The sequence below is a fragment of the Paraburkholderia sp. BR14320 genome (assembly GCF_040948665.1).
In the GTDB taxonomy this organism is placed as follows: Bacteria; Pseudomonadota; Gammaproteobacteria; order Burkholderiales; family Burkholderiaceae; genus Paraburkholderia; species Paraburkholderia youngii.
The window spans coordinates 1-6578 of the sequence record NZ_JBFPKG010000110.1 but is presented as its reverse complement, the minus strand read 5'-3'; the positions used below and the strand labels follow the sequence as shown (position 1 = coordinate 6578).

Annotated in this window: 4 protein-coding genes; 3 read left to right on the top strand and 1 reads right to left on the bottom strand. The window is 54.3% G+C overall.

Going from position 1 to position 6578, the window contains the following annotated elements; translation table 11 throughout:
- Nucleotides 1-461 precede the first annotated feature (461 nt).
- The 3 genes from AB3X89_RS38480 to AB3X89_RS38470 all read left to right on the top strand — a co-directional run bounded on the left by AB3X89_RS38480 (nucleotide 462) and on the right by AB3X89_RS38470 (nucleotide 3818).
- Nucleotides 462-1394, top strand: coding sequence for a ribosome-inactivating family protein (locus AB3X89_RS38480; protein WP_368587849.1), 933 nt, complete (start codon nucleotides 462-464; stop codon nucleotides 1392-1394).
- Nucleotides 1395-2905: 1511 nt separating this feature from the next.
- Nucleotides 2906-3289 (top strand): cyclic nucleotide-binding domain-containing protein, encoded by a 384-nt coding sequence (locus tag AB3X89_RS38475; protein WP_368587848.1) that lies wholly within the window; start codon nucleotides 2906-2908, stop codon nucleotides 3287-3289.
- A 133-nt stretch (nucleotides 3290-3422) separates the two neighbouring features.
- A complete protein-coding gene (locus AB3X89_RS38470; RefSeq protein WP_368587850.1) occupies nucleotides 3423-3818 on the top strand; it encodes a TIR domain-containing protein in 396 nt (131 codons plus the stop codon).
- Nucleotides 3819-4642: 824 nt separating this feature from the next.
- Here AB3X89_RS38470 and AB3X89_RS38465 read toward each other — a convergent pair.
- The gene (locus AB3X89_RS38465; protein WP_368587847.1) at nucleotides 4643-5461 is read right to left on the bottom strand and encodes a 4'-phosphopantetheinyl transferase superfamily protein; all 819 of its coding nucleotides are present in this window, start codon (nucleotides 5459-5461) and stop codon (nucleotides 4643-4645) included.
- Between the last annotated feature and the right edge of the window lie 1117 nt (nucleotides 5462-6578).

Genomic DNA, 6578 nt, shown 5'->3' with positions numbered 1-6578 from the left:
GAAGTCGGCCTCACAGTGCTTTAAAAAGGTTGATGCGCGTTGAAATTGCACAATGCGAAAGATTTAGCGACGGTGGGCGCTCAAATCGTGGAAGGTCGATTCCGGGCGGGGGTATTTCCGCATCCTGTTAAGGGCTTTCGAGCTTCTACTTGCTATTGGCGTTGGCTTGTTGGCATAGATTTAGCAATTGAGTATGTGGTTAGGCTAATCTTGTGGGAGTGGGGCTATGCGTAAGTAATCCAGCTGCTAGGCTCATTGAATGTCGGCGTGCCCCTGTATTTGCGCAAAATTGATAATTGGCGTCGCTATGTGAAAAAGGCCGCTTCAGTTTTGAGTGCATTTATGCGATTTTTCGATAAAATTGATTGTGCTTAATATGTGGCAACTTCGCTTAATAAGCAAGGGGCCATCAGGATTGCAAATTTCGTTTTGAGATGACGCGATATAACGGTGGAGTTTTGATGAAAAAATTCGTGAAGGCCATTTTAATTTCGTGGTGTTTTTCGACCTGTTCATTTTTATATGCTGCCGAATTCAGGGTCGATTTTAGTTCCCCGCAAAAATATGTTCAATCGTTGGGTGCAATTAGAGCTGCAATGGGCGATGCGATGTCGCTCGCGAATATCCCTGGCAATAAAATTTTGTATCAATTAAGGCCCGATGCGTCAAATATTGTAGAGGGGATTACCATTGAAATAATTGGAGTTGGTCCCAATGACCCATCCTCAAATACAGATGTTAGGTTTGTGATGAACCCATCCGATTTGTACCTGACAGGGTTTATCGTTGCGCGTATATTTTACCGATTTTCTGATTTTTCGGATGCAGACAGCGGAAGAGTACAGGTGAATGCGCCACGGCGTTTGGTAGATTTCACGGTGAATATGACAGGAGATTCTAGCTATCTCTCGTTGGCAAGGAGTGCCGGAGTAAGCGCGGATAGAACAGATTTGTCAATCGATAGATATTCACTGATGAAGGGGTATAGGAACCTAATGAATCATGTTTCTTCGACCAGCACGATAAACGGAGCGGAGGCAAGGGCCTTGCTATCGTACGCAACAGTGCTATCAGAGGCGGTAAGGTTTCGTAGTATCCAAGGGAATTTTGCATCGACTGCATTAGGCGATGATGCTTTCACTCCATATCGATTGAGTCTCGAAGATTCAAATAGAACTACGCGGTGGGATCGGCTAAGCGATGAGATACGTAAGGTTCAGTACGGCGCAATAAAAATTGCTACGCATGGCGTGGCCCCGATCTTACTAACAGACGTCAGAGACGTTTTCGGAATGACGACCTGCACGGGCAAGAAGATCGCATCAAAGACTCCATCCCTTCCATATAACGATTGTGTTCAGGGTAATATCGGGCGGTGTAATATGGGATTCTGATTGTCTTTCGCGTGTTCTTACGTAGTCGCGATTTGTTTGAATTCGGTGGATGGGGGCGCCTGTCTGGCTTTTGCGTGGTGATTTTTAATGGGCAGTTAATTTTGAATTTTTACTAGGATGTGCGAAATGTGGGCCAAAAAATATGTTCTTTGTATTTCGATGGCAGGTGTGATGTTGCCATCTGGTTTGGTATTTGGCGGGGGATATTATCATGAGGGGTATTTTCTAGTCCCAAAGTAGATCTTCAGGGTGGGGAGTGTGAGATTGGCCTCGCAGGCTCTCAATCTTCCTCCCGTTTCAATGGGGGGAATGGTCGTGCGACGCAAGTATTCGTCAACCTATGCTGGATATCGCCAGGCACGCTCACGCCATCGAATCGAGGGTCAATGTGACATATGCAGGGCGTGGGACCTATTCGAAGCCCATTTAGTCGAATTTTGGAAAACCATAGTAGCGCACGGCATCAGACCGGTAATGCCGCACCTTGGATCGCCCGGCGCGGACTTTGTCAAATTGAAGGTCGAGTCCATTAGATCGGCAGGATGAAGAAGAGTCAATCGTCTTCCAAGGTTGCGCTTCCCGGCCGCGGTGATCGGCTCCGCGGTACGCTGTATCACCGCTTCAATCTGAGCCTGCGCGAGGTCGAGGCGCTACGTATCTGTAAGCGATGCCTCACCCTTGCAATTACCCGCACCCATTAGCGGTTAGGTGTCACGCGACCAGTACTTACCATGGCCGCGTGAGGCCAGCCTCAACTTCATCCCGATCGCAGCAGCCGAGTGCCTCCGTTTCTTCGATTCGGTGGCTGCGACGGAGCGCGCCACATACCCATAAGGATCAAGCGAGACTGCCGTCGCCTTGGCGGCCCCATGTAGCCCCAAAAGAACGTTGGCACCTTCGCGCAGTGACGGGTTTTGGATTTCAGCTTGAACGACGCCTGGAAGAAGTTGATGTAGAGCGGCGAGACCTGCTAAAGGGGGCAAGGATTTCCGTGGCCCTCCAGACCTTGGCGCCTTCCGTAGCCGACTAAGCGGTGAACGATAGCGCCATTCTTCTGCTAGACCCACGCCTCGTAGTTCTTCTTGTATGCACGCGACCGAGTAAGCTCGATATCCGTCGGTTTGCAGAAGTAGCACACCGTCTCGTTCATGAAGGCGCTATTGTTGTCGTAATCTAGACTGCGCAGGGGAAACGGCAATGCACCGCGGACCTGCCTAATATGCTCCAGAACGAATGCGCCTCTGCGACACGGCCTGACCAGGCATTCGTCCATCCCGTCGCGATATCAGTCATCACAAGCGTGTGCACGAGCTCGCTGTCGACCTTGCCACCACCACAATGCGGCACGAACTCGATCTCGAAATAACCGGATAGATGACCTGCGACCGGACCCCGCTTTCTCACGTTCGCAGACACCCCACGGACGGCGCTGCCGGCACCGAATTGTAGCCTGTCCTCCATCAGAATATCGCTGCTGCTTGTTTCCCAAAGGCGGCACGGAGAGAGCAAGAATGATTGAGAGATTTTCTGGGGAAACGGGCAAACGCCTGCGTGTTGAAGCGTTCACGGGCCAGAAGCTCGTCGGCGGCGACAAAGATCTGGCCGCGGAGCTGGCCGACATGGCCGAACTGATTCAGGTCAAGACTTGCGACGTTATCATCCAGCAGGACGCCACCGACAACGACGTGTATTTCATCATCACCGGCGCGTTCGACATCGTCGTCAACCCCACGCCGATCCGCCGGGGGTTCCCCGGCGATTCGGTCGGAGAGATGGCAGCCGTTGAGCCGATCCAGAAATGGTCTGTGACGGTTCGTGAGGCAGAGGATTCCCTTGCCGCGAAAATCACGGAACAGCAACTGAGCGAGCTCGGCAGCCGCTATGCAGACCTCTGACGCCGGATGGCAAAAGAACTCTGGAAACGCCTGATCGGGGCGCAACCAGATCGTAAACGCGAAGTGCGACAAAATCCGCGTTTTCGTGATTTCGAGCGCTGAGGCGCTTGACGTCTCGCACCTGCTGCAATCCATGTTCGCACACGACAAGTTCCTGACCGTGCCATGGAACCAGGGGTGTTCGAGGTCGCAAACCATACGCGCGACGATATCGAACGTGAGCTGGTTCAGTGCGATTTCGCGGTGGCGATCGCACATGGCGACGACGTCACCAATGCCCGCGTCACTGAATGGTCGGCGCCCGCGCGATAACGTCGGTTTCGAGCTTGGCCTATTCATGGGACGCCTCAGCCGCAAGCGCGCAATCTTGATGGAACCGCGCGGCGAGGGCGTCCAGCTTCCGAGCGACATGGCCGGCGTGACGACGATCCGCTACGTCTACGGCGAAAAGAACGATACAGAGGCGAAGTTTGGCCCGGCTGCGACTGCGCTTCGCAAGCACATCATCAGCCTTGGAACGATTTCCTAAATATTCCCGAAATCGATCTCGAAGCCGAAGGTGGGTCGTGCCATGGCCAACTTAGTATTCGACTTACCTTGGGGGCAAACAAGTGGGGAATATCAATGGCTCTGACCGACGATTTGAAGAAATGGGTTGGTGAAACGTTCACTGGAGAGTACTGGTATCCCTAACCCCGAGGATTCGCGTCTCAACTCTAGCCACGCGAAAGACCTTAGGCCGCGACCGTCCTTTACGCGGACTTGGACCGACATGGTGAACACCATGAAATGGGAGTTCAGCGCAAAAATTTATAAGACCTTTTGAAGTGCGCTTCCGACATCATCAGGAATGAAAGGGGGCGTGATTACTGCCTATAACCGAGACCCAGCAATGGTAGTCTTTACCGGCGACTCGAAGAATATGTCCGCAGCCGGATGTGCGCTAAAATTTCCTCTGCCGTCCTCGACATTGCAACTCGCATCACCGCCGATGTCGCATGTTGGCTGACCAGTCGAAGTAGACGAATGGCGTTGACATGTGGGCTCCAGAGTATTGGGGGGACATGGGAGTCTGGACATACACATCGACGTGTAAAGGGCAGTCCAGCCATTGCTAGCATGTCATGGTTGGCACGTGCCATACGGGGCAATCTCAATTTTTGGTATTTCTGGTCTCAGGAAACGGGCCGAATCTCACCAATTCCTTTTCTCTGCAACGGCGCTTTTGATCAGATCGCGATGATTTTTTGCACAGGTTATGCATTTCGGATGCGCCGACCGGCCGCTTTCGCTACGCGCTAGCGCAAACTTTGGTCGGAGTTAAATTCTCGAAACGCTCAAGCTACATTGTGCCTACGCATCGCACCAAGCGGCGTCGCGCGACCACACGACACACGCGGCATAACCGTTCAGGGCACGAAGCCAAACTGCGTCGAGATTCGCAATCAGGTCGCGATTGCACACACTCTCCTCGGAAACTACGATCCTTGGCTCGTGCTGCCCGTCGCCAAGTACAGAAAACCATGTCATACCGCCTCCGATGCCGACGCCACGCGCCTTCAACACCGCTTCCTTTGCCGTCCATACGTCATAAAATGCGTCGGTTCGTCTGTGCATCGGCAATGCGGTTACGTGTGCTTCGTCGCGCGGCGCAAACACCGCTGACGCGAGTTTCCTCCAGTTGAGGTCATTGCGAGCAGATTCGATATCTACACCAACCGTCCGTCGCCGCGCAATTGCGACCAGACCATACTGCTCAGAATGCGAAACGTTGAAGTCGAGTTGCCGACCGGGGCCCCCTTGTATCGACTTATCGAGACGCGGTCGACCACCGGTGTCTAGCTCGAAACGCAATTCACTTGCCTTCAAATCTGTTCGTTCGGCCAGCAACTGACGCAGCACGACGCGCGTGATGGCACAACGCAGCGCATCGTCGCGGCGTCGGAAGCGCGCGACCTTTTCACGCTCATCGTCCGAGAGTGGAGCGAATGCGGGACAGTCGAGCGTCGCGCGAAAATCGAAGGTGATGAGAAAGATCTCAATATCTGCTGCCGAAGCACGTGGTACAGCGAGCTCGCGCACATCGAAAGCCGACGTTGCTGGGACAGTCATCAATTCGCTCCGATAGTGACGGTACTCTTGACGAGCGAAGCCGCGCCGCAGCGCCGACATGTGATTCGCGATATTTTCAACGCGCTGCGCTGGATGGTGCAGGCCGGTGCATCTTGGCGCATGCTCTCGACCAGTTTCCCGCCGTACGAAATGTGCGAGTGCACCGATTGCTATCCGTCGCGCGCGGCGATTGGGGGCCGTGCCAGCAGTTCGCTGCGAGAACCCAATACGTCAATGACGCTCTCTGGATGATAACGGATCCACGGCCATGCCGTCTCGATCCGTAGTGCCCGCACTCTCCGATTGCCTTGATTGCTGATGGCCTTGGCGACCTGGCTCTCACCACTGTCACGAGGCTCAAACCGCCGCCAGAACAGTTCCAGCGCCAGTCGCGAGCCACCAACGGCCCCAATGCCACTCAGGCGTTTGAGGCGATCGATTCGCTTCCGCTCGGCTTCGGGAGGCTCCCGAGCGTCTCCTTTTCCAGTGTCGCCAGTTACTGCTTAAGGAGCACCAGTTGTTCGCATTCGCGCAACAGCCGTCGCTGAAGTTCCAATGGTAGTGGCGTACCGTCGTGGCACCGTGCCTCGCCGCGTGCACAGACGTGCGGTGAACTTCCGGCTGTCGACTCGACCCCAGTAACCGAGCGGGACCAGTAGCTTGCACGTGCGCCGCCGGTGTTGCGGGACTTCCCTCTGCAGTTGCCCACGGTCGCGTATGACGTTGCACGACGTCTCATCGGGCAGCAACGGCACACGGATCGCGTGCATGCGATCCCGTTTACCATGCGGCCAACACACGCAGGTTGATGGCCAGCACGATTACTTCCATTCGGTGCGTCTTGTCGCGCTACTTCTGGCGTTCCACAGAGATTCTAGTGGGATCGACAAGACAGCATTCGATCCCGCGACCTTGCAAGGCATGACAGATCCAGAACGCGTCTTGGCCGGTCTCATAGCTTGGGCAATCCATAGTTCATCTGGCAACGCCCATTTCTGCCGCTGCTGTGCAATCAGGGACAGCGCCGCCTACAGACGTGATGCAGCCCGTGACTGAACCGCCCCGGGATTTCCGGAGGCTCCACTTCTTGAGAAAATGGAGCTATGGAAAACACGAAGAAGAAGTGCCCAAGGTACTCGCCTGAAGTTCGTGAGCGGGCTGTGCGAATGGTTCTGGA

Excerpts from the sequence above, each read along its gene's own strand:
- AB3X89_RS38480 (WP_368587849.1), top strand. The coding sequence starts at position 462 with ATGAAAAAATTCGTGAAGGCCATTTTAATTTCGTGGTGTTTTTCGACC.
- AB3X89_RS38475 (WP_368587848.1), top strand. The coding sequence starts at position 2,906 with ATGATTGAGAGATTTTCTGGGGAAACGGGCAAACGCCTGCGTGTTGAA.
- AB3X89_RS38470 (WP_368587850.1), top strand. The coding sequence starts at position 3,423 with ATGTTCGCACACGACAAGTTCCTGACCGTGCCATGGAACCAGGGGTGT.
- AB3X89_RS38465 (WP_368587847.1), bottom strand. The coding sequence starts at position 5,461 with ATGTCGGCGCTGCGGCGCGGCTTCGCTCGTCAAGAGTACCGTCACTAT.